A 21,573-nucleotide genomic window follows, 5' to 3' on the forward strand; every position below is an offset into this window, starting at 1 on the left:
GGCCGGGGGCGCTCCCCACCCGCTGCCCGCGACTACGCCCGGAACACGTTCTCCGGGTCGTACGCGGCCTTGGCACCGGCCAGCCGCCGCCGCACCGGCTCCTCGTACGCGTCGGCCACCGCGTCACCGTGATCACCGAACAGGAAGTTGACGCTGCGGCCGACCGCCCAGGGCGCCAGCACCCCGCGGACCTCCGCGTGCAGCGCCCGGACGGCCGCCACATCCGTATCGTCCAGCAGTGACAGCAGGCGCACCAGGTAGCGTGCGTCCCGGTGGCCGACTGAGCCGCCGCCCTCCGCGAGCGCGCCACCGAGGTGGTTGAGCTGCACCACGGTCATCATCGGGGCGTCCGGGCCGGTCAGCGCGGCCACCGCGCGCAGCGCGTCCGCGTCCAGGCCGCTGAGCAGCACGCTGTCGCCGTCATAGGCGTGCGGCGTGGTGGGATCCTGGTGGATGGTCTGCGACTCGGTGTACGGCATGTCGCGCAACGTGTCGGTCACCCGGGGCCCGACCGCGCGCAGCGGCGCGACCAGCCGCTCGCCGTCCTCCGCCGTACCCGTGTACGCGATCCGGATGTGGGCGAGGTGGCGCCCGCGCAGATGGCCGGGCATCGCCGGCACGTCCGGGTACGCGATCAGCCCCATCGACGAGGTCAGCGTGGCGGGCAGGTCCTCGGTCCAGGCCAGGTACGCGGCCAGCGCCTCGTCCAGCAGGTCGGCGCCGAAGACCAGTTGCCCGCCGTACACCCGCGCCACCGGCACCAGCCCGAACTCCAGGCCGGTCACCACGCCCAGCCCGTGGCCGCCGCCGCGCAGCGCCCGGAACAGGTCCGGGTCGCGTGCCTCGGAAACCCGGCGCAGCTCCCCGTCGGCGGTGACCAGTTCCACCGCCCGGACGTGATCGGACGCGTATCCGAACTCCCGCCCCAGGATGCCCAGTCCGCCGCCGAGCGTGAACCCGGCGACGCTCACCCCGGGCGACGACCCGTGCACCGGCGCCAGCCCGTACGGCGCGGCTTCCTCGATCGCCTTGCCACAGAGCGCACCCGCACCGGCCCACGCGGTGCGGGCTTCCGCGTCGATGCGTACCTCGTCCATCCGGCGGGTGCTGATCAGCAAACCCCCGTCGGTCGCCGCCGCGAGGCCGTGCCCGGTCGACTGCACGGACACCGGCAGGCCGTGGGCACGGGCGTAGCACACCGCCGCCACGACATCGGCTGCCGAGGCCGCTCCGACGATCACCGACGGGCGGTGCCGGTACCCGGTCTGGTAGCCGGAGCGCTCCGCGTCGTAGCCGTCGTCTCCGGGGACGAGGACGACGCCGGTGACCTGGCCCGTCAGGTCGGCGAGGGTGGGGGAAGCTGCGGGAACGGTGTCCTGGGTGAAGTTCATGGCCGGGACTCTCCCGCGATAACTTGACACTTTCCGTCAGGTTTTCTGCCGGGTTTTCCGGAAGACTGGACCGCGTGAAATCCGACCGCCTCCTCTCCATCCTGCTGCTCCTCCAAACCCGCGGCCGGGTCCCCGCCGCCGAGCTGGCCGAGCGGCTGGAGGTGTCCGTCCGGACGATCTACCGCGACATCGAGTCGCTGTCCACGGCCGGGGTACCGGTGTACGCCGAGCGCGGGCGGCACGGCGGCATCGCGCTGCTGCCGGGATTCCGTACGGACGTGACCGGGCTGACCACCGACGAGGCGCGGGCGCTGTTCGTGCTGGCCGCCGAGGGCGCGCACCAGGCGCTGGGGCTGGACGACGCGCTCGGGTCCGCGCTGCGCAAGGTGATGGCCGCGCTGCCCGCGCCGCACCGCCCTGCGGCCGAGCTGACCAGCCGCCGCATCCTGGTCGATCCCGGGCGCTGGCTGTCCGCGCCCCAGCCCGCGGTCGACCTGGACACGCTGCACACCGCGGTCTTCGCCGACCGGCGGCTGCGCATCCGCTACCGGCACAGCGGCGAGACCCGTACCCGTACGTACACCGTCGATCCGTACGGGCTCGTCTCCAAGGCCGGGACCTGGTACCTCGTCGCCGACCGGCGGCGGCGCGCCCAGCTGTTCCGGGCCGACCGGGTGGCCGCGGCCACGATGCTCGACACGCCGGTGCGGCGCCGGGACGGCGTGGAGCTGGCGGACGCGTGGGAGGCGCTGCGGCGGCAGGTGGAGGACCGGCCGGCGGGGCTGCGGGTGACGGCGCGGGTGCTGCGGTCCCGGCTGGACCTGTTCGTACGGATCATGGGGCCCGCACTGGTGGAGCCGCCGCGCGACACCGGCGGTACGTGGGTGACGGTCGAACTGGCGCTGGAAGAACGGCGCGCGGTGCGCCAGCTGTTGCAGTTCGCCACGACGGTCGAGGTGCTGGGACCGGCGGAGGCGCGGGCGGAGCTGGCGCGGGCGGCGGCATCGGTGACCGGTCTGTATGCGGACGCCGGCCGGACGGAGAGCCATCAGGGGGCGGGCCGGGAAGCGGAGGCCCAGCAGGGGGACAGCGGTCCGGCAACGGTGTCCGATCCGTCTCACCCGGTGGACCCCGGTCCTGCGCCGGCCCCCTGACGGATTACGCTTCGCCCGTGGCTGATATCCAGATTCCCGCTGACATCAAGCCCGCCGACGGTCGCTTCGGCGCGGGCCCCTCCAAGGTGCGTACGGAGGCGCTCGACGCCCTCGCCGCCACCGGACGTTCCCTGCTCGGCACGTCCCACCGCCAGGCTCCGGTCAAGAACCTGGTCGGCAAGGTCCGCGACGGCGTGCGCGAGCTGTTCCAGCTGCCCGAGGGCTACGAGGTCGTCCTCGGCAACGGCGGCTCCACCGCCTTCTGGGACATCGCGACCCACGGCCTGATCGAGAACAGGTCCCAGCACCTCACCTTCGGCGAGTTCTCCTCGAAGTTCGCCAAGGCCGCCAAGCTGGCGCCGTGGCTGGCCGAGCCCACGCTGGTCTCCGCCGACCCGGGCAGCCACCCGGAGCCGAAGGCGGAGGAGGGCGTGGACGTCTACGCCTTCACCCACAACGAGACCTCGACCGGTGTCGCCGCCCCGATCAAGCGGGTGGCGGGCGCGGACGCCGGCTCGCTCGTCCTGGTGGACGCCACCTCCGGCGCGGGCGGCCTGCCCGTGGACATCGCGGAGACCGACGTCTACTACTTCGCGCCGCAGAAGTCCTTCGCCTCCGACGGCGGCCTGTGGATCGGCGTCTTCTCCCCCGCCGCCCTGGAGCGCGCCCGCACCATCCACGCCTCGGGACGGCACATCCCGGAGTTCTTCTCGCTGCCGACCGCGATCGACAACTCGCTGAAGAACCAGACGTACAACACCCCGGCCCTGTCCACCCTCTTCCTGCTCAACGAGCAGCTGGAGTGGATCAACGGCCAGGGCGGCCTGGACTGGGCCGTGCGCCGCACCGCGACCTCCTCGCGCACGCTGTACGGGTGGGCCGAGGAGTCCAAGTACGCGACGCCGTTCGTCACCGACGCGGCCAAGCGCTCCCAGGTCATCGGCACCATCGACTTCGACGACGAGATCGACGCGGCGGCCGTCGCCAAGACGCTGCGCGCCAACGGCATCGTGGACACCGAGCCGTACCGCAAGCTGGGCCGCAACCAGCTGCGGGTGGCGATGTTCCCGGCGATCGACCCGGCCGATGTCGAGGCGCTGACCGCCTGCATCGACTACGTGATCGACAAGCTCTAGGGGCACCGGGCTCCATACGGCCGGGCCCGGCGGGACGCACCCGCCGGGCCCGGCCGTCGTGCTGTGCCCGAGCGCCCGCTCAGCGGCTCAGGCGCTGGAAGCGGCGTACGGCCAGCGGCAGGAAGACGGCGGTCAGGGCGATCGGCCAGACCACCGCCATCAGCAGGGCGTGCTGTTCGATCCAGCTGTCGCCGGTCGTGCCGGGCTGCCCGAACAGCTCACGGATCGCGTTCGCCGTCGAGGAGACCGGGTTCCACATCGCGATCGCGCCGAGCCAGTCCGGCATCATCGACGGCGGCGTGAAGACGCTGGAGATCATGCCGAACGGGAAGGCCAGCGCGAACAGCCCGCCCGCCGCCTCCTGGTTGGGCACCAGCAGGCCCAGCAGCACCCCCACCCAGATGAGGGCGAAGCGCAGGTGCAGCAGCAGGGCGAACGCGGCCAGCGTGGCGAGCGGGCCGCCGTCCGAACGCCAGCCGACGACCACGGCGATCAGCGCCAGCACCGCCAGGTCCAGCGCCGCACCGAACACGTCCGAGACGCCCCGCCCGCTGACCACCGCCGACCGCGCCATCGGCATCGAACGGAAGCGGTCGGTCACGCCCCGGTCCTTGTCGACCGCGACCAGCATCGCGGTGTTCATGAAGCCGAACGCCATCGTCATGGCGAACATCCCGGGCATCGCGTAGTCCCGGTAGGAGCCCTCGCCGCCGACGTCCATCGCGCTGCCGAAGACATAGACGAAGAGCAGGACGGAGACGATCGGGAAGCCCAGCTGCCAGGCGATGTTGGCAGGCTGCTTGACGAGGTGCGTCAGGTCCCGGCGGACGATGGTCCAGCAGTCGGCGAAGGCCCAGTACAGGCGCCGCTCGGCAGCGGCGCGGGCCGTGGGGGCGCTCATGCGGCGGCCTCCGTCCCGTACGTACGGCCGGTTCCTGCCCCGCCCGTCTCCTCCGCCGCCGTACGATGCCCCGTCAGCCGCAGGAACACCTCGTCCAACGTCGGCCGCCGCAGCCCGATGTCCGCCACGCCGATCCCCGCGTCCTTCAGCGCCCGCGCCACCTCGGTCAGCGCCGCCACACCGTCCGTCACCGGCACACCGACCCGCCGTTCCGCCACGTCCGTGTCCGGGGCCGCGCCGTCCGCCGCCACCCGCGCCACGATCCCCGCCGCCCGCGGCAGTTCGGCGGCCTCGCGCAGCACCACCTGGACGCGGTCGCCGCCGATGCCGTGCTTGAGGCCGTCCGGAGTGTCCTCCGCGACGGTCCGGCCGTGGTCGATGACGGCGATCCGGTCGGCCAGCTGGTCGGCCTCGTCGAGGTACTGCGTGGTGAGCAGGACGGTCGTACCGCCCGCGACCAGGTCCCGTACGGTCTCCCAGACCTCGTTGCGGCTGCGCGGGTCGAGCCCGGTGGTCGGCTCGTCCAGGAACAGCACCTCGGGCGCGAGCAGGACACTCGACGCCAGGTCCAGGCGGCGCCGCATGCCGCCGCTGTAGTGCCTGACCTGCTTTCCGGCCGCGTCGGCCAGCCCGAACCGCTCCAGCAGCTCGCCGGCGCGGGCCCGTGCCCGCCGCCCGTCCAGGTGGAACAGCCGCCCGAACATCTCCAGGTTCTGCCGCCCCGTCAGGATCTCGTCCACGGCGGCGTACTGCCCGGTCAGGCCGATCCGCCTGCGTACGGCGTGCGGCTCGCGCGCCACGTCGTGCCCGGCGACGACCGCCCGCCCGCCGTCCAGCCGCAGCAGCGTCGCCAGAATCCGAACGGCCGTGGTCTTGCCCGCCCCGTTCGGTCCGAGCAGGCCCTGCACGGTGCCGCGCCGTACGGCCAGGTCGAAGCCGTCGAGCGCCCGCTTGTCCCCGTACCGCTTCGCCAGCCCCTCCGCCAACACGGCCACTTCGGGTGTGTTCATGCGCTGTCCCGTCCTCCCCGTTCGCCCCGCGCCCCGAAATCGGGTACGCCGTACCCAGTAACGCGGACCACCGTACCCGATGACCGCGTACGGCGTACCCAGTTTTCGGGCGGCGGCATAGACTGGCCGCACCATGACGACAGAACACAGCGGCAGCGGTGACGCGGCACGCAGCATGGAGCTGCTCTGGGGCACCGGCGAGCGCCCCACCCGCGGCCCCAAGCCCGGCCTGACCCTCGACCGGATCGTCGGCGCCGCGGTCACGGTCGCGGACGCCGAGGGAATCGGCGCGGTGTCGATGCGCCGGGTCGCCGCCGAGCTGGGCGTCGGCACCATGTCGCTCTACCGCTACCTCCCGGGCAAGGGCGAGCTGCTGGACCTGATGCTCGACAGGATCGCCGCGTTCGACCCCGCCGAGTTCCCCGGCCCCGAGGCCGGCTGGCGCACCGTCCTGGAAACCGTCGCGCGCGGCAGCTGGCAGCTCCACCACCGGCACCCCTGGCTGCTCCAGGTCGACCAGACGCGCCCACTCCTGGGCCCCAACTCGGTCAACGCGCTGGAGTACACCATCCGCGGTCTGTCCGGCGTCGCCCTGCGCGACCCGGAGAAGATCCGGCTGCTGATGATCGTGGAGGGCTACGTCGCAGGCGCGGCACGCACCCGCCTGAACTCGGCCCTGGCCGAGAAACGCACCGGCATCACCGACGAGGAATGGTGGAAGATCCAGGGCCCCTTCCTCGTCCAGGCGATGGAGAGCGGCCGCTACCCGCACCTGGCCCAGCTGTCCGAGGACACCTTCGCGTTCGACGACGAGGGCGACGAGGGCGACGCGCTGTTCGAGCTGGGGCTCGGGCGGCTGCTGGACGGCATCGCGGCTTACATCGAAAGGCGGGGTGGCTGAAGGCGGAGAGCTGCCGGAGCTCGGCCGGCCTTCACCGCCGCCGGAACATCCTCCGCACCCCCAACACCACCACCGTCGCCACCCCGAACGTCACCGCCGCCAGCAGCAGGTTGCGGTTCTTGCCGGGGCCGTTCTCGTTCGGGTTGCCGGTGTCGCCCGTGCCGTCGCCCTTTCCATCGGACGCCTTCGCCGCCCCCGGCAGCTGATCTCCGCTCAGCCCCACCGGCTGTACGCGGCTGGCCTTGCCCTCCGAGCCGAACAGCAGCGTGCGGCCGTCGGGGGTGAAGCTGACGGACTCGCCCTGCATCTGAAGGGGTACGCCCACGCTTCCAATGTCCTTCGGGCGGCCGCGCTCCCAGCGGTACATCTCCGCGCCGAGGTAGCCGCGCAGCACCAGCCGTGTGCCGTCCGGGGAGAACGCGCCGTCGGTCACCCACTGGTCGATGGCCGCGATCCGGCGGAAGGTGTTCGTGCCGCGCGACGACAGGCGTTCCGGGCCCTCGTACAGGGCGGCGCCGCCGCTCTTCTTCTTGCTGGCGATGTAGACCCGGCCGGTCCTGGGATGGACCATCATCGCCTCGGCGTCGCGCGGGCCCTCGTCGTACGTGACGGTGAGCTGCGCCGCCGTGACGGTCTGGTCGCGCAGCCGCTCCGGCTCCGGGAAGCGGTAGATCCAGACGTGGTTCCAGGTGCCGCCGCGGTTGTCACCGATGTCGCCGACGTACACGTTGCCGTCCGGGCCGACCGAGACCGCCTCCACGTCACGCGGTTCGCCGATGCCGCGCAGGGTGACGGTGGCGACCGTACGGCCGGTGCGCGCGTCCACGGCGTAGACGTACGGGCCGTCGTCGCTGTCGTTGTGGGTCCAGTACACCCCCGGGTGCGCCCGGCTGGCCGCCAGGCCGCTGGATTCCTTGATCCGCGGGTCGGTGATCGTGAACCCCTCGCCGCCCCCTCCGTCGTCGGCCGCCACCGGCCCGGCCGCGGCGAACAGCAGTATCCCCGCGGCCCCGGCCGCGCACAGTAGCGAACGCATGGGGTCAGCTTGCCACTTCGGGGCGGCCGGTCCGCGGCGCCGGGCGGGCGGGAGGCCCGGCCCCGGCCGCCTGCCCCACGGCTTTCTATGATCTCCGCATGAGCACCCCGACTGCGCCCTCCGGCGCCCCCGGGCCGGCGGGCCGGGAGGCCGTATGCGCGTGATGTTCGTCGGCGACTCGATGACGATCGGCAGTGCCGGGGACTTCACCTGGCGCTACCGCATGTGGCAGCACCTGAACCGGACCTTCGGCGGTCCGTACCGCATCGTCGGGCCGCGCAGCACGCTGTACGACACGGCCGCCGACGCGCCGGTCTCGTACGCCTACCGGGACCCGGACTTCCCCGAGAACGCGCGGCGGCACCTCGCCGGGTGGGGCGAAGGGTGGTGCCACATGGCGCCGCTGATCGGCGAGGCCGTGCGGACGTCCAAGGCCGACACCCTGCTGGTCTCGCTCGGCCTGATAGACCTCGGGTTCTACACGAACGCGGAGCAGACCGCCGCGAACGTGCGCCGCTTCGTCGCCGAGGCACGGGCCGCCCGCGCGTCCGTACGCGCCGTACTGCTGCCCGTCATCCCGAACACCCGGGCCCTGTGCGACGCCCCCTTCGCCGCCGAGTGCGAACGCTTCAACGAACTGCTGGCCAAGGCGGTCGCGGACCTGTCCACCCCCGCCTCACCGCTGCTGCTGGCCTCCCACCCGGCGGAGTACGACCTGGACCGGGACACCTACGACGGAACGCACCCCTCCGCGTCCGGCGAGCACCTGCTCGCGGCGGCCTTCGCGGACGCCATGCACCAGGCGTGGGGCGTGGGCGGTCCGTACGGGGAAACAGGGACCTGAGAGGCACGGGTCGCGGCCCGCGTCTTGATTCGAGCGCGCTCCAAGGCGTTGGCTAAAGGCCATGGAGTATGAGCAGCTCGGACGCACCGGACTCAAGGTCAGCCGCATCGTTCTGGGGACCATGAACTTCGGACCCCAGACGGACGAGGCCGACAGCCACGCCATCATGGACGCCGCGCTTGCTGCGGGCGTCAACCTCTTCGACACCGCCAACGTCTACGGATGGGGCGACAACAAGGGCCGCACGGAGGAGATCGTCGGCTCCTGGTTCGCCCAGGGCGGCGGCCGCCGCGACAGGACCGTGCTGGCCACCAAGGTCTACGGCAACATGGGCGGCGACGGCGAGCAGGTCTGGCCCAACCACGACCGGCTCTCCGCGCTGAACATCCGGCGCGCGGTGGACGCCAGCCTCAAGCGCCTGAACACCGACCACATCGACCTCTACCAGTTCCACCACGTGGACCGGCACACGCCGTGGGACGAGATCTGGCAGGCCGTCGACGTCCTGGTACAGCAGGGCAAGATCCTGTACGCCGGATCCTCCAACCACGCGGGCTGGCACATCGCGCAGGCCAACGAGACCGCCGCGCGCCGCGGTTCGCTCGGGCTGGTCAGCGAGCAGTGCCTGTACAACCTCGCCGAGCGGCGCGCCGAGATGGAGGTGATCCCGGCGGCCGAGTCGTACGGGCTGGGTGTCATCCCGTGGTCGCCGCTGCACGGCGGCCTGCTCGGCGGCGCCGTGCGCAAGGAGCGCGAGGGCGGCGGGTCCCGTACGAACGGGGGCCGCTCGGCCGGCGCGCTGGCGAACTCCGCGATCCGGGCGCAGATCGAGGCGTACGAGGACCTGCTCGACAAGCACGGTCTGCAGCCGGGCGAGGTCGCGCTGGCCTGGCTGCTCACCCGGCCCGGGGTGACGGGGCCGATCGTCGGGCCGCGCACGCCGGAGCAGCTCGACTCGGCGCTGCGCGCCGTGGAGCTGAAGCTGTCGGAGGAGCTGCTGGCCTCGCTCGAAGAGATCTTCCCGGGGCCGGGGCCGTCACCGGAGGCGTTCGCCTGGTGAGCTGAGGTCCCCGGCGGGGGCGGCCGTCCGTACGCGATCAGCGCAGGGCGGCCGCCACGATCACGACGACGAGCAGCACGGCGAACAGGCCGGACATGATCCGGTTACGGGTTTTGGGATCCACCCTTCGAGCGTAACCGGCCCGGCCGGAACGCCCGCGGCCAGGCTCAGCGGCCCAGCGGCCAGGCGGCCACCGTCTCGTACCGGGGCTGCTCGCCCGGCACCCCGCCGGCCGGCAGGTGGCTGCGGACGAGCGCCAGCTCCCGTACGGTCCAGGCTTCGCCCTCGAAGTCCTTCAGGGCCTGGACGAACGGGTCCAGGTCGAGGGTGCCGCCGCGGTTGCGCGCGACGGTCAGGTGCGGGGTGTACGCGCGGTGGCCGGACATCTCCACCCCGGCCCGGCGGGCGGCCGCGTTCGCCGAGTCCGCCAGCTTCCGCAGGGCCGGCAGGCCGCCGTCGGCCCCGGCCCAGACCACCCGGTCGGCGAAGCGCCCGCCGCCCTTGAGGCGCAGCGGGATCGGCTCGTACCGACGGGCCGCCCGCGCCAGCCGCTCGCGCAGATCGGGGAGGACGGTATCGGGCACCTCGCCGTAGAAGGCGAGCGTGAAGTGCCAGCCGGCCCGCCCGGTCCAGCGCAGCCGGTCGGCGCCGGGCAGCCGCCGCAGCCCGCGCACCCGGGCCGCGAGTTCCTCGACGGCGGACTCGGGCGGGAGCGCTGCGGCGAAGAGTCTCATGCGGTCAGTGTCGCGTACGGGGGCGTGGGCCTGGCGGGGGCGGGGATCGCGTGGCCGAGGGCCGTAGGGGACGGGACCGCCGTACGCACGCGGTCCCGGCCCCGTACGGGCGTATCAGGCAGCCGCCGCCAGCCGCTCCGGTTCGCTGTCCCGCTGCCGTGGCACGAACCGTACGTGCTGGTGGCCGCGCCGCAGGTCGATCCGTACGCGCAGACCGCCCGCGCGGGTCAGCATCAGGCCGACCCCGGCCGCCGCCAGCGCGGAGATCAGGCCGCCCGCGAGGAAGCCGAGGCGGGCGCCGTACGCGTCGGTGACCCAGCCGACGATGGGCGCGCCGAGCGGCGTGCCGCCCATGAAGACCATCATGAACAGGCTCATCACCCGCCCCCGCATCAGCGGATCGGTCGCCATCTGCACGCTGGAGTTGGCCGTGACGTTGATCGTCAGGCCGACCACGCCGATGGCGATCAGCAGCGCGCCGAAGATCCAGACGGCCGGGGAGAGGGCCGCGGCCATCTCCAGCACGCCGAACAGCAGCGCCGCGCCCACCAGCAGCCGCAGCCGCGAGGTGCTGCGCCGGGCCGCGAGCAGCGCGCCCGCCAGTGAACCGGCCGCCATCAGCCCGTTGAACCAGGCGTACATGCCGGCACCGCCGTGGAAGACCTTGTCGGCGAAGGCGGTCAGCCAGATAGGGAAGTTGAAGCCGAAGGTGCCGATGAAGCCGACCAGGACGATCGGCCAGATCAGCTCGGGGTGGCCCGCGACGTAGCGCACGCCCTCCCGCAGCTGGCCCTTGCCGCGTGGGGCGCGGTCGACCTTGTGCAGTTCGCGGGTGCGCATCAGCAGCAGGCCGGCCAGCGGCGCGAGGAAGGACAGGCCGTTCAGGAGGAAGGCCCAGCCGCTGCCGAGGGAGGTGATCAGCGCACCGGCCACCGCGGGGCCGATCAGCCGGGCCGACTGGAAGTTGGCCGAGTTCAGGCTGACGGCGTTGCGCAGGTCGTCCGGGCCGACCATCTCGACGACGAACGCCTGGCGCGCCGGGTTGTCGACGACGGTGATCAGGCCGAGTACGAAGGCCATCAGGTAGACGTGCCAGACCGCGACGTGCCCGCTGAGGGTCAGTACGGCCAGCGCCAGGCCGGTCAGGCCCATCGAGGCCTGGGTGATCAGCAGCAGCTTGCGCTTGGAGACCCGGTCGGCGATCACGCCCCCGTACAGCCCGAAGAGCAGCATGGGCAGGAACTGGAGCGCGGTGGTGATGCCGACGGCGGCGGAGGAGCCGGTGATGCTGACCACCAGCCAGTCCTGGGCGATGCGCTGCATCCAGGTGCCGGTGTTGGAGACGACCTGTCCGGTGGCGAACAGCCGGTAGTTGCGGACGCGCAGCGAACGGAACATCCCCCCGCGCGGCTCGGCGGCGGTGCCCGGGGAGCCTGCGCGGGGCGCGGTCGCGGCGTCGGTGGAGTCGTTGGGTATCGGTGCGGGGGCGGAGTCTGCTCCGGATCCCGTACTCAAAGTGGGTTCGCCTCCTCGGCTTTCGGTTCTACAGCTGGGCGAGCTTCTCCAGTACGGGTGCGGCGGTCCGCAGAGCGGCCCACTCGTCCTCGTCCAGCCCGGAGGCCAGCTCGGCCAGCCACGCGTTGCGCTTGCGGCGGCTCTCTTCGAGCATCGCCTCGGCCTGTTCGGTCTGGGTGACGACCTTCTGCCGGCGGTCGTCGGGGTGCGGTTCGAGCCGGACCAGGCCCTTGGCCTCCAGCATCGCCACGATGCGGGTCATCGACGGCGGCTGGACGTGCTCCTTGCGCGCCAGCTCGCCGGGGGTGGCGTGGCCGCACCGGGCGAGGGTGCCGAGCACCGACATCTCGGTCGGGCTGAGCGACTCGTCGACCCGCTGGTGTTTGAGTCGGCGGGAGAGCCGCATCACGGCGGACCGCAATGCGTTCACGGCGTCGGCGTCGGCGGCAGCGTCGTCGCCAAGGGACAGTTCCGGCATGTTCGTTAGCATAACTCATTACCCTCTCTAATGAAAGCCCGTACAGGCGCACCCTTCCGCGTCACCCTTCCGAGTGAGGACGCAGCGGAAAGTGACCCGCCTGACCAGGGCGTGAGAGGACCGTTGCGGTATGGGATCGGGAGTGCTCAGCCTGCGCATGGACGGGGAACTGCTGGAGCGCCTTCGGCAGCACGCCGCAAAACGCGGAATGAGCGTCCAGGACTATGTGACCCGGACGCTCATCCGCGAGGACTTCGACGAACGTTTCAAGCTGTCGGTGGACCGGACGGAGCGGTTCTACGCCGCCCCGCCGCTGTGAGCCGGTCCCTCCGTACGGACCGGCCGGGCGTCACCGGACGCCCAGCGCCTGCTCGATCGGGTTGAGCAGGAAGTAGACGAGGAAGGCCAGGCCCACGGCGTTCAGCAGCCAGGGGATCTCCTTGAAGCGGCCGGTCGCCGACCGCAGCAGGATGAAGGCCAGCACGCCCATGCCGATGCCGTTGGTGATGCTGTAGGTGAACGGCATCGAGATGATCGTCAGGAACGCCGGGACGGCGACGGTGAAGTCGCTCCAGTCGATCTCCCGGACGTTGGCCGACATGATCAGGAAGCCGACGACCAGCAGGGCGGGCGTCGCGGCCTGCGACGGGACGACCGTCGCCAGCGGTGTGAAGACCAGCGCCAGCAGGAAGAGCCCGCCGGTCACGACGTTCGCCAGGCCCGTACGGGCGCCCTCGCCGACGCCCGCGGTGGACTCCACGAAGCAGGTGTTGGCCGAGGCCGAGCCGACACCGCCGGCCGCGACGGCGATGCCGTCCACCATCAGGATGCGGCCCATGCCCGGCAGGCTGCCGTTCTCGTCGGTCAGCCCGGCCTCCTCGCCGACGCCGATGATCGTGCCCATCGCGTCGAAGAAGCCGGACAGCAGCACGGTGAAGACGAAGAGGCAGCCGGTCAGCAGGCCGACCTCCTTGAAGCCGCCGAACAGGCTGATCTGACCGATCAGGCCGAAGTCCGGGGCGCCGACGAGGCTGTCCGGCACGTTCGGTACGGCCAGGCCCCAGCTCGCGTCGGGGATCTCGGCGACGGCGTTGATGATGATCGCGACGACCGCCATCACGACCATGCCGATCAGGATCGCGCCCTTGGTCTTCCGCACCGTCAGCAGGAACATCAGCGCCAGGCCGACGACGAAGACCAGCACCGGCCAGCCCTGGAGCTGGCCGCCCTGGCCCAGCGTCAGCGGCACGGTGGTGTGCGCGGCGTCCGGGTTGCGGGTGACGAAGCCCGCGTCGACCAGGCCGACCAGCGAGATGAACAGGCCGATGCCGATCGCGATGGCGCGCCGCAGCCCGTTCGGGATGGCGTCCATGACCCGCTGCCGCAGGCCGGAGGCGACCAGGATCATCAGCACCAGACCGGCCAGCACGACCATGCCCATCGCGTCCGGCCAGCTCATCTTGGGGGCGAGCTGGAGGGAGACGACGGCGTTGATGCCGAGGCCCGCGGCGACGGCGATCGGCACATTGCCGATGACGCCCATCAGGAGCGTGGACAGGCCCGCCATCAGGGCGGTGGCGGTGACCAGCTGGCCGTTGTCGAGGTGGTGCCCGAACTTGTCCTGGCCGGCGCCGAGGATGATCGGATTCAGCACGACGATGTACGCCATGGCGAAGAAGGTGGCGAGACCGCCGCGCAGCTCGCGGGAGACCGTGGATCCCCGCTCGGAGATCTTGAAGAACCGGTCGAGACCGTTCTTCGGCGGCTGCGGGCCTGGGCTCTGGACGGCGTCGACCGGCGTGGTGGCCGAGGGGGACATGCGCGGACCTCAGTCGTACGGGCCTGAAGAGGCGTGGGGGCCCCGGATCGGGCCCAGAACACAAACAGACCGGATCGGATTGGATGATTCAACGAATCAAACCAGTCAGAACCGGATAGGTTCAGTATGAATAAACAAGTCGATGATCGCTATCTCCGCGCGTAGACCCTTGGGGGGAACCGGCCGTGAGCGCTTCGGGGCGATCCGCGGCCCGGCCGTTGCCCGCGCCGCGCGGCCCGGCCTGCCGGGATCGGCGCTGTCAGCGGCTGCCCGTAAGCTGGCCCCATGTGGAAGAAGTCCGAACTGCGCGAGGCCCCGGAGCCTCTTGAGGGCCCCGTCGTCGGCACGATCACCGGCGGCACCATCATCTGGTTCGTGCTCTTCCTGGCCCAGCTCCCCTTCTACGGCTGGTTCGCCGACCACGACCGCACCTGGTGGGTGTGGACCTGCCTGGCCGGCGGCAGCCTCGGCCTCCTCGGCATCTGGTACGTCCGCAAGCGCGACGCCGCGATCAAGCGCGCGGCGGCGGCGCGGGCGTCGGCGGACGCGGCCTGAGACGGGCGACTGGACGGCCGCCCGTCCGGACTGCCCGTCCGGCCGTCCGTACGACTGGCTGCCCCGCGAGGGCCCGTACGCGCCCCCGTGTCCGCCCCCTGGACAGTTCCACCCCATAGTGGACGCATCCCGACCCCCGACGGTTGACGCGCGCCCCTCCAACAACTCCCACCACCTTCCTGTGCGCATCCAGCGGGTGAATCGTCCGTTCCGCCCGTAACGTCGAAGGCATGACTCAGCGGGCGCAGACCGAAGCCGGAGGCCGCGAGCAGGCCGCCGAACCGGCCCACCGCGGCCTGACCGCCGCCCAGGTCGCCGAGCGGGTCTCCAGAGGCGAGGTCAACGACGTCCCCGTACGGTCCTCGCGCTCCACCGCCGACATCGTCCGCTCGAACGTCTTCACCCGCTTCAACGCCATCATCGGCGTGCTGTTCGTGATCATCCTGATCGTCGGGCCGATCCAGGACGGCCTGTTCGGCTTCGTCATCGTCGCCAACACCGGCATCGGCATCATCCAGGAACTGCGCGCCAAGAAGACCCTGGACAGCCTCGCCGTCATAGGCGAGTCCAAGCCGACCGTACGGCGCGACGGGAAGTCCGCCGAGATCCCCACCTCCGAGGTGGTCCTCGGCGACGTCCTCGAACTGGGCCCGGGCGACAAGGTCATCGTCGACGGCGAGGTCCTGGAGAGCGACGGCCTGGAGATCGACGAGTCGCTGCTGACCGGCGAGGCCGACCCGGTGGTCAAGAAGCCCGGCGAGAAGGTGATGTCCGGCAGCTTCGTCGTCGCCGGCGGCGGCGCGTTCACCGCCACCAAGGTCGGGCGCGAGGCGTACGCGGCGCAGCTGGCGGAGGAGGCGTCCCGCTTCACCCTCGTCCACTCCGAGCTGCGCACCGGCATCAGCCAGATCCTCAAGTACGTGACGTGGATGATGGTGCCGACCGGCGTCGGCCTCATCCTCAGCCACCTGTTCACCCTGAACATGGCGGGCGACGAGGCCGTACGCCGCATGATCGCCGGGATCGTCCCGATGATCCCCGAGGGCCTGGTCCTCCTCACCTCCGTCGCCTTCGCGATCGGCGTCATCCGGCTCGGCCGCAAGCAGTGCCTGGTCCAGGAGCTGCCCGCGATCGAGGGCCTGGCCCGCGTCGACGTGGTCTGCCTGGACAAGACCGGCACGCTCACCGAGGGCGGCATGGACGTCAGCGAGCTGCGGCCGCTGGACGGGGCGGAGGAGGGCCGGATCAAGCAGGTCCTCGGCGCGCTCGGCGCGTCCGACCCGCGCCCCAACGCGTCCCTCCAGGCGATCATCGACGCGTACCCGGCGGGGGACGACTGGCGCAGCACCGACGCGCTGCCGTTCTCCTCCGCCCGCAAGTACAGCGGCGCGGCCCTGGAGGACCCGGACGGCGAACACACCACCTGGCTGCTCGGCGCCCCCGACGTCCTCCTGCCCTCCGGGGACGACGCGCTCTCCGAGATCGACGACCTGAACGCGCAGGGTCTGCGCGTCCTCCTGCTGGCCCGCGCCGAACGCGATCTGCACGACTCCTCCATCACCGACCACGTACGCCCCACCGCCCTCGTCGTCCTCGAACAGCGGCTGCGGCCCGACGCGATGGACACCCTGCGGTACTTCGAGGAACAGGGCGTCCAGGCGAAGGTCATCTCCGGCGACAACGCGGTGTCGGTCGGCGCGGTGGCCGGGAAGCTCGGCATGCCCGGCGCGGACTCCCCCGTGGACGCGCGCAAACTCCCCGACGACCGGGACGAGATGGGCAAGGTCCTGGAGGACGGCGCGGTGTTCGGCCGCGTCACGCCGCAGCAGAAGCGGGACATGGTCGGCGCGCTCCAGAAGCGCGGGCGCATCGTCGCGATGACCGGCGACGGCGTCAACGACGTACTCGCCCTGAAAGACGCCGACATCGGCGTCTCGATGGGCGCGGGCAGCGAGGCCACCAAGGCCGTCGCGCAGATCGTGCTGCTCAACAACAGTTTCGCGACGCTGCCTTCGGTGGTCGCCGAGGGCCGCCGCGTCATCGGCAACATCACCCGCGTCGCGACCCTCTTCCTCACCAAGACCGTCTACTCGGTGCTGCTCGCGATCCTGGTCGCCTGCTGCCAGATTCCGTACCCCTACCTCCCGCGGCACCTCACCCTGTTGTCCACCCTCACCATCGGCGTCCCCGCCTTCTTCCTGGCCCTCGCCCCCAACAAGGAGCGCGCGAAGCCGCATTTCGTCCGGCGGGTGATGCGGTACGCGATCCCCTCCGGCCTGATCATCGGCCTCGCCGCGTTCGCCACGTACCTCCTGGCCCGCAGCCATTACGACGGTCCCGACGCGCTGCCGGCCGAGACGAGCGCCGCCACCCTGACCCTGTTCCTCAGCGCCATGTGGGTCCTGGCGATCATCGCCCGCCCCTACACGTGGTGGCGCGTCGGCCTCGTCCTGGCCATGGGCCTCGGCTTCCTGATCGTCCTCGTCACCCCCTGGCTCCAGAACTTCTTCGACCTGAAGCTGGTGGGCACGACGATGCCGTGGGCGGCGGTGGGGATCGCGGTGGCGGCGGCGGTGCTGCTGGAGGTGGCTTGGCGGGTGATGGGGCGGAAGTTCCCGGCATAGCCGGTTACGCGAGCCAGAGCGAGCCGCGACGATGGCGCGCCGGTGGCACGTCCACGGTGTCCGCGGCGTCGAGCGCGAGCTCGCCGGTGGCGGAGTTCACCAGCCTCAGGAGGCTGCCCGCCTGGGTGCGCAGCCGCTGCCGCGCCCGGCGTTCCTCCGCCGCGGACCAGCGGGCGACGGAGCGGTCCCGCTGGTGACGAGGCCACGAATGGACGGCCACCGTACGGCGGACCATGCGGGGCCGGGGCCTCCTGGACTCCCGCGCCGCCTCGGTGAGGCTGCGGGCGCTGTACCGGAGGTCGTGGAGAACCACGGAACTCCAGGGATCACCCGGTGACCAGCCGGACGCGAGCCGACTGCTGTGCGCAGGGCGAAGGTGATGGGCGGTGCGTGCCACGGGACTCCGATCGCAGCAACCGCCAGGTATCTCCTGGCGGGCTACCTGAAGCCCGTCGGCCCTGAAGAGCGTGCGATTCCCATGCGCGTCACCTTATCCCGCCGGGTTCGGAAGCGGGTGTGCCGCGCAGGGGCGAACGCACCGGCGCGTCCGGCGGTGAACCAGGCGCCCGGCCACCTGATCCCCCACCCGGCCGCGCCGGCAACCGCTAGTCGAACCAGCGGGCCTCCGCCAGTTCCTCGGCGCGTTCCAAGTCCTCCAGGAGAGCGGCGGTTTCGAACCGGCGGGGCCACTGGCCGGCGGCCCAGGCGAGACCGGCGGCCACGCCCTCCAGGGTGGCGGCGTGGACGGTGCCGTCAGGGGTCCGGCGCCAGTCGAGTTCGGTGCCGTCCTCGACAGTCAGTTCTTCATGCTCGACGTACGAATGCGGAGTATCCGGGCCGAGGAGGGTGCGGACCGGCCCGGGGACCTCGTGCCGACTGCCCTCCGACCGTACGGGCGCCGGGAAGACCTCGCTCAGCCACCGGACCTGGAACAGCTCGGCCAGTTCCGCGGCGCGCGCCGGGCGGACCGGCAGCAGCGGGACGCCGGTGGCCAGCGGCATCAGGTCGGGCGCGTCCGCGACCACCGCGTCGGCCGCGTCCACGACGCGTACTTCGCCGTCGACCACGGCCCGCAGGTCGTCGGGGAGCGTGACCTGCTCGGGGTCCAGGTCCGCCAGTACCCCGTACAGCGCGTGCAGTTGGGCGGAGTCCACCTCACGCGCGGGGTCCGCGAGGCGGGAGAGCAGTTCCGCCGCGCCGCCCGGCTCCTCCAGCAGCGCGGCTACGGAGGTGCGTACGCCGAGCGCGCGCAGCACCTGGGCGTCCACCTCGCCCGCGTCCGCCGACTCGTACAGCCCCGCCAGCAGCGGGTCGCCGCCCGCCGCTCGCAGTCCCGCCGGACGTCGGCCGTCCAGTACGGGGTGCCCGCGCAGCCACCACGCCGTGTACGGGCGGACCAGCTCGGTCGTGCCGTCCGGCAGCAGCACCCGTACGGGCGCGGTCAGCGCGTCCCGCAGCGGCGGCCGCGACAGCATGGCCAGCGCCTGCGGCCACGCGTCGTCGTCGACCAGGTCCAGGTCCCGTACGGCCACGATCTCCGTCGCGACCGGCGGCACCGGCGTCTCCGGCAGCCCGTCGAGGACGTCCTCGCACCACACGTCCACGGCGTCCAGCACACCGACATCATCCGGCTCGACGAAGTCCCCGTCGCGGGGCTCCAGTTCGTCCGGGTCCAGCACCACATCGAGGGCCCGTACGAGGGCGAAGCCGGCCAGCACGCCGACGGCGGTCAGCGGCTGCTCGCCCCAGCGCTCCGCGAACTCCGCCTCCACCGAGGCGAGTTCACCGTCCCGTATCACCTGCTCGAAATCGCTCCCGGGCAGCACCAGTTCGCCCGCCGGGGCCGGTTCGCCGTCCTCGTCGGGCAGGGCGAGCGCGGCCAGCCAGGGCTCGTCGCCGGGTGCGAGGTGCGCATCACGTACGAGACCGAGCACGGTCTCCGCCAGCTCCTCGCCGCCGAGCCCGGCCGGCTCCCCGTCGAAACCGAAGGCGTAGTCGTCCTCGGCCGCGTCCAGGGAGCCCGCCACGGCCGCCCGGACCTGCGGAGTCGTCAGGACGGCGCGCGGGTTCGCCGGGGTGGCCCCCAGCTTCTCCAGCAAGGGGTGCACGGCGTCGGGATGGGCAACCTTCAGCCCCAGGCGGGCCAGGGTGCGGTGGCGCTCCGCGTCCTCCCCCGCACCGCCGCCGGAAAGCGGCAGCAGCACCTGGCGCGGGCCGATCGTGGTACGCGACACCCCGCCGTCCTCGGTCCCGGAACCGGCCAGCGGCACCGGAAGCCCGCTCAGCCGCTCCGGGTCCGTACCGGCCAGCGAGTCGTACAGCCGCCACCACCAGGCGGGCGACCGGTCCACGCCCGCCAGCCGGTCGATGACCTCGCCCAGCGGCACCCGCGCGACCCCCAGGGCGCGCAGCTCGGGCCGCCGCTCCAGCCCGGCGGGCAGCAGGCTCGGGAACAGCTCCGCCAGCACGCGGACCGTGTCGGCACCGGCCCCCTCGACCAGCTCCGCGTCCACCGGCCGCAGCACGTACGCGTCCTCCTCGCCGCGGGCACCGCCCCAGCCGCCGCCCTCGCCGGGGGCCAGCTCGTCGGGGCCGCTCGTGGCGGGCAGCGCCTCCAGGGGCAGCTCCGCGCGCGTCGCGGGCGCGGCCGCGCTCGGCAGGAACCGTACGCGCGGCAGCAGCTCCAGCACCTGCCGCCGCAGCTCGTTGTCCAGCTCGCCCTGGCCCAGCGGCCCCGGCACGAGGTCGATCGTGCCCGCCGAGACGGGCTGCCAGGCGGCCAGCAGCGCCGCGTACGCCTCGGCGGCGCGCCGTACGAGGTGGTCGGCGAGCGCGCCGGGCGCGACGCGGCGCCGGGTCGGCTCCAGCGGGAACGAGGCGATCAGCAGCGCCGGCAGGCCGTGCCGCTCGTCGGTGGGCGTCGGCGCGTGCACGACCGGCGCGGTCGCCGGGCGCACCGGGGCACCCTCCTCGTCCACCGGGACCGCCCAGGTCACCGCCCAGTGCGGGCGCAGGCGCTCCTCCACCGGGCGGTCGGCCAGCAGCTCCGGGTCCAGCGCGCCGTTCTCGCTCCTGACCCGCCAGCGGGAGGTACCGCGCTCGCTGTCCTCGATGACGACGTACGCGCCCTCCTGGCGCCGCCTCATCTCCCGTACGCCGTCCGGGGTCTCGATCACGACCTCGGCCAGGCCCGGCAGCGTCAGCAGCAACGCGGCGTCCAGACCGGCCAGCAGGCGGGCCGTCAGCTCGTGCGCGGCGCCGTCGCGCAGCGGCAGCACGACGGAGGTGTCGTAACCCTGCGGGGCACTGCCCTCGGCGGGGAAGGGCAGGCGCAGCAGCGGTACGTGGCCGTCGCGGCGGCGCAGCTCACCGCCGAGGCCGGGGCTGTGCACGGCGAACTGGCTCGCCAGCTCGCGGGCCTCGGTCAACGACCAGCGGACACCGCCGGTACGGCCGACGAGCGCGGGCTCATCGCTGACGGCAAGCACCGCCGAAAACCCGACGCCGAAGCGGCCTACGGCCGCGGTTGCCCCGGTCTCCGTTTCGCGTTTGGCGGAGGCGCGCAGGGTGGCCAGGGATTCGACGCCGGTGGCGTCGATGGGGGCGCCGGTGTTGGACGCGACGAGTACGGCCGGCTCCGGGCCTGGACCTTCGGCCGGATGCAGGGTCAGTCGCAGGCGTCCGGGGACGCCGGCGCGGGCGGCGGCGTCCGAGGCGTTCTGCGCCAGCTCGACGGCGAGCCGGTCGCGGTAGCCGCCGAGGGCCAGGTCCTCCTCGGCGTTCGCATCCTCCCGGAACCGGGCCGGCGAGGCCGCCCAGGCGTCGAGCACACCCCGGCGCAGCCGGGCCGTCCCAAACGGATCCGCCTCTGCCCGTGCCGCCGCTGCCGCCCCTGCCGCTTCGCTCACGTTGTCTCCCGTTGTCGGTGCCGGCTTCATTCTGTACCGGGTGAGGGTTCACGCATGCGTGAGGGGTCGCGCATGCGTGAAGGGTCACGCATGCGTGAAGGGTCACGCGGGTGTGACATGGGGGGCGCTGGCCTGGGTGGGGGTGCGCGTCTGGCGCGGTCTGTCCGGTGGGTGGGGGCTCGGGGCCACACAGGGGTCACTCCTCGTTGCCGGGGACGCGACCTTGTGTCTATTCGTAACCGGGGCCTCGGTCGCCTGCGGGGAGACCCCTGTATGTCCCCGAGCCGCTCCGTTTGCGGCTATCCCGCCGCCGTGGCTGCGGTCCCACAAGCGACACAGGCGGCGGCTTACGCATGACGCGGAGGCGCCCCCGGCTCTGCGCCTATACGTGCGCGAGCCTGACCACAGGGTGGGCGCGCACCAGGCTTCTTTTAACCTCCCCCACCGGCCCGCACTCGCCCAACCGGCCGGAGGGGGCGTGTAGGGGGCCATCCCCGCAGGCAGCCG

At 72.5% G+C, this 21,573-nt stretch carries 18 protein-coding genes; 8 read left to right on the forward strand and 10 right to left on the reverse strand.

The window, feature by feature from the left end; all coding sequences use genetic code 11:
- Positions 1–32: 32 nt before the first annotated feature.
- The gene (locus IH45_RS0119190) at positions 33–1,391 is read right to left on the reverse strand and encodes an FAD-binding oxidoreductase (protein ID WP_030669410.1); all 1,359 of its coding nucleotides are present in this window, start codon (positions 1,389–1,391) and stop codon (positions 33–35) included.
- A gap of 74 nt (positions 1,392–1,465) precedes the next feature.
- Here IH45_RS0119190 and IH45_RS0119195 point away from each other — a divergent pair, with 74 nt between their 5' ends.
- Both IH45_RS0119195 and serC read left to right on the forward strand, forming a co-directional pair.
- Positions 1,466–2,545, forward strand: a complete 1,080-nt coding sequence (locus IH45_RS0119195) for a helix-turn-helix transcriptional regulator (RefSeq protein ID WP_030669412.1) — start codon at positions 1,466–1,468, stop codon at positions 2,543–2,545.
- Positions 2,546–2,562: 17 nt separating this feature from the next.
- Positions 2,563–3,681 (forward strand): phosphoserine transaminase, encoded by a 1,119-nt coding sequence (gene serC / locus IH45_RS0119200; protein WP_030669415.1) that lies wholly within the window; start codon positions 2,563–2,565, stop codon positions 3,679–3,681.
- Positions 3,682–3,760: 79 nt separating this feature from the next.
- Here serC and IH45_RS0119205 read toward each other — a convergent pair whose 3' ends face one another.
- Together IH45_RS0119205 and IH45_RS0119210 are read right to left on the reverse strand one after the other, a co-directional pair.
- Positions 3,761–4,582 (reverse strand): ABC transporter permease, encoded by an 822-nt coding sequence (locus IH45_RS0119205; RefSeq protein ID WP_030669418.1) that lies wholly within the window; start codon positions 4,580–4,582, stop codon positions 3,761–3,763.
- Positions 4,579–5,592, reverse strand: a complete 1,014-nt coding sequence (locus IH45_RS0119210) for a daunorubicin resistance protein DrrA family ABC transporter ATP-binding protein (protein ID WP_030669421.1) — start codon at positions 5,590–5,592, stop codon at positions 4,579–4,581. The genes IH45_RS0119205 and IH45_RS0119210 overlap by 4 nt, the downstream gene beginning before the upstream one ends.
- Positions 5,593–5,725: 133 nt before the next feature.
- On the opposite strand from IH45_RS0119210, the gene IH45_RS0119215 reads away from it, so the two are divergent.
- Positions 5,726–6,493 carry a TetR/AcrR family transcriptional regulator gene (locus IH45_RS0119215; RefSeq protein WP_030669423.1) on the forward strand — a complete coding sequence of 256 codons (768 nt, stop codon included), beginning with the start codon at positions 5,726–5,728 and terminating at the stop codon, positions 6,491–6,493.
- 31 nt (positions 6,494–6,524) lie between these two features.
- Here IH45_RS0119215 and IH45_RS0119220 read toward each other — a convergent pair whose 3' ends face one another.
- Positions 6,525–7,529 (reverse strand): WD40 repeat domain-containing protein, encoded by a 1,005-nt coding sequence (locus IH45_RS0119220; RefSeq protein ID WP_030669425.1) that lies wholly within the window; start codon positions 7,527–7,529, stop codon positions 6,525–6,527.
- Positions 7,530–7,683: 154 nt separating this feature from the next.
- Between IH45_RS0119220 and IH45_RS0119225 the strand changes: the two genes are divergently transcribed.
- Complete coding sequence (locus tag IH45_RS0119225) at positions 7,684–8,373, forward strand: GDSL-type esterase/lipase family protein (protein WP_030669429.1); 690 nt, start codon at positions 7,684–7,686, stop codon at positions 8,371–8,373.
- A 61-nt stretch (positions 8,374–8,434) separates the two neighbouring features.
- Positions 8,435–9,433, forward strand: a complete 999-nt coding sequence (locus IH45_RS0119230) for an aldo/keto reductase (RefSeq protein ID WP_030669433.1) — start codon at positions 8,435–8,437, stop codon at positions 9,431–9,433.
- 167 nt (positions 9,434–9,600) lie between these two features.
- On the opposite strand, the gene thpR is transcribed toward IH45_RS0119230, so the two are convergent.
- From thpR to IH45_RS0119250, 3 genes are all read right to left on the reverse strand, one after another.
- Positions 9,601–10,167 carry an RNA 2',3'-cyclic phosphodiesterase gene (thpR, locus tag IH45_RS0119240; protein ID WP_030669435.1) on the reverse strand — a complete coding sequence of 189 codons (567 nt, stop codon included), beginning with the start codon at positions 10,165–10,167 and terminating at the stop codon, positions 9,601–9,603.
- Positions 10,168–10,281: 114 nt separating this feature from the next.
- Positions 10,282–11,682: an MFS transporter gene (locus IH45_RS0119245; protein ID WP_030669438.1), complete on the reverse strand. Its 1,401-nt coding sequence runs from the start codon at positions 11,680–11,682 to the stop codon at positions 10,282–10,284.
- Between the two features lie 28 nt (positions 11,683–11,710).
- Entirely contained in the window at positions 11,711–12,160 is a 450-nt protein-coding gene (locus IH45_RS0119250; protein ID WP_030669441.1) for a MarR family winged helix-turn-helix transcriptional regulator, read from the reverse strand.
- A 130-nt stretch (positions 12,161–12,290) separates the two neighbouring features.
- Here IH45_RS0119250 and IH45_RS1000000146625 point away from each other — a divergent pair, with 130 nt between their 5' ends.
- Positions 12,291–12,479, forward strand: coding sequence for a ribbon-helix-helix protein, CopG family (locus IH45_RS1000000146625; protein ID WP_078897657.1), 189 nt, complete (start codon positions 12,291–12,293; stop codon positions 12,477–12,479).
- Positions 12,480–12,509: 30 nt separating this feature from the next.
- Here the strand turns inward: IH45_RS1000000146625 and IH45_RS0119260 are convergent, their stop codons facing one another.
- Entirely contained in the window at positions 12,510–13,979 is a 1,470-nt protein-coding gene (locus IH45_RS0119260; RefSeq protein ID WP_030669444.1) for an NCS2 family permease, read from the reverse strand.
- 285 nt (positions 13,980–14,264) lie between these two features.
- Here IH45_RS0119260 and IH45_RS0119265 point away from each other — a divergent pair, with 285 nt between their 5' ends.
- Together IH45_RS0119265 and IH45_RS0119270 are read left to right on the forward strand one after the other, a co-directional pair.
- A complete protein-coding gene (locus IH45_RS0119265) occupies positions 14,265–14,534 on the forward strand; it encodes a DUF2530 domain-containing protein (RefSeq protein ID WP_030669446.1) in 270 nt (89 codons plus the stop codon).
- Between the two features lie 230 nt (positions 14,535–14,764).
- The gene (locus tag IH45_RS0119270) at positions 14,765–17,158 is read left to right on the forward strand and encodes an HAD-IC family P-type ATPase (protein ID WP_030669448.1); all 2,394 of its coding nucleotides are present in this window, start codon (positions 14,765–14,767) and stop codon (positions 17,156–17,158) included.
- Between the two features lie 4 nt (positions 17,159–17,162).
- Here IH45_RS0119270 and IH45_RS0119275 read toward each other — a convergent pair whose 3' ends face one another.
- On the reverse strand, positions 17,163–17,471 hold the full coding sequence (locus IH45_RS0119275) for a hypothetical protein (protein ID WP_030669451.1): 309 nt from the start codon (positions 17,469–17,471) through the stop codon (positions 17,163–17,165).
- Between the two features lie 292 nt (positions 17,472–17,763).
- Complete coding sequence (locus IH45_RS0119280; protein WP_030669454.1) at positions 17,764–20,988, reverse strand: sacsin N-terminal ATP-binding-like domain-containing protein; 3,225 nt, start codon at positions 20,986–20,988, stop codon at positions 17,764–17,766.
- Between the last annotated feature and the right edge of the window lie 585 nt (positions 20,989–21,573).

This window comes from Streptomyces rimosus subsp. rimosus, from assembly GCF_000720725.1.
Taxonomy (GTDB): domain Bacteria; phylum Actinomycetota; class Actinomycetes; order Streptomycetales; family Streptomycetaceae; genus Streptomyces; species Streptomyces rimosus_A.

What these genes read in the sequence shown, in the direction of transcription:
- IH45_RS0119230 (WP_030669433.1), top strand. Translation starts at nt 8,435, where the DNA reads ATGGAGTATGAGCAGCTCGGACGCACCGGACTCAAGGTCAGCCGCATC.
- IH45_RS0119220 (WP_030669425.1), bottom strand. Translation starts at nt 7,529, where the DNA reads ATGCGTTCGCTACTGTGCGCGGCCGGGGCCGCGGGGATACTGCTGTTC.
- IH45_RS0119265 (WP_030669446.1), top strand. Translation starts at nt 14,265, where the DNA reads ATGTGGAAGAAGTCCGAACTGCGCGAGGCCCCGGAGCCTCTTGAGGGC.
- IH45_RS0119210 (WP_030669421.1), bottom strand. Translation starts at nt 5,592, where the DNA reads ATGAACACACCCGAAGTGGCCGTGTTGGCGGAGGGGCTGGCGAAGCGG.
- IH45_RS0119260 (WP_030669444.1), bottom strand. Translation starts at nt 13,979, where the DNA reads ATGTCCCCCTCGGCCACCACGCCGGTCGACGCCGTCCAGAGCCCAGGC.
- IH45_RS0119205 (WP_030669418.1), bottom strand. Translation starts at nt 4,582, where the DNA reads ATGAGCGCCCCCACGGCCCGCGCCGCTGCCGAGCGGCGCCTGTACTGG.
- IH45_RS0119190 (WP_030669410.1), bottom strand. Translation starts at nt 1,391, where the DNA reads ATGAACTTCACCCAGGACACCGTTCCCGCAGCTTCCCCCACCCTCGCC.
- IH45_RS0119250 (WP_030669441.1), bottom strand. Translation starts at nt 12,160, where the DNA reads ATGCCGGAACTGTCCCTTGGCGACGACGCTGCCGCCGACGCCGACGCC.
- IH45_RS0119215 (WP_030669423.1), top strand. Translation starts at nt 5,726, where the DNA reads ATGACGACAGAACACAGCGGCAGCGGTGACGCGGCACGCAGCATGGAG.
- IH45_RS1000000146625 (WP_078897657.1), top strand. Translation starts at nt 12,291, where the DNA reads ATGGGATCGGGAGTGCTCAGCCTGCGCATGGACGGGGAACTGCTGGAG.
- IH45_RS0119270 (WP_030669448.1), top strand. Translation starts at nt 14,765, where the DNA reads ATGACTCAGCGGGCGCAGACCGAAGCCGGAGGCCGCGAGCAGGCCGCC.
- IH45_RS0119225 (WP_030669429.1), top strand. Translation starts at nt 7,684, where the DNA reads ATGCGCGTGATGTTCGTCGGCGACTCGATGACGATCGGCAGTGCCGGG.
- thpR (WP_030669435.1), bottom strand. Translation starts at nt 10,167, where the DNA reads ATGAGACTCTTCGCCGCAGCGCTCCCGCCCGAGTCCGCCGTCGAGGAA.